This is a genomic window from Anaerobacillus sp. 1_MG-2023, assembly GCF_030547345.1.
Classification (GTDB): domain Bacteria; phylum Bacillota; class Bacilli; order Bacillales; family Guptibacillaceae; genus Guptibacillus; species Guptibacillus hwajinpoensis_B.
This window is the reverse complement of the sequence record NZ_JAUORD010000269.1, coordinates 1-234: the sequence shown is the minus strand read 5'-3', so window position 1 is coordinate 234 and position 234 is coordinate 1. Positions and strand designations below refer to the sequence as shown.

Annotated in this window: 1 protein-coding gene; it reads left to right on the top strand. The window is 41.0% G+C overall.

The features are described from left to right. Positions 1-234: zinc-binding dehydrogenase (locus Q4550_RS24130; protein WP_303536802.1), on the top strand; the 234-nt coding region annotated here is incomplete at both ends.

Sequence of the window (234 nt, the reverse complement as noted above, 5' to 3'; positions counted from 1 at the left end):
AGAGACAGATCCAAGAAGACAACTTTCGAGAACTGTTTAATAGCCTTACAGATGGGTACGGTGCAGATGTCTTATTTGAATGTTCTGGAGCTGTTCCAGCAGCCAATCAGGGGTTGGATCTTTTGAGGAAGAAGGGACAATATGCACAAGTTGGTTTTTTCGCTAACCCTGAAGTTCTATTTGATCTTGAAAAAATCATTCAAAAGGTAATTCGCGTGATCGGAAGTAGAAGTC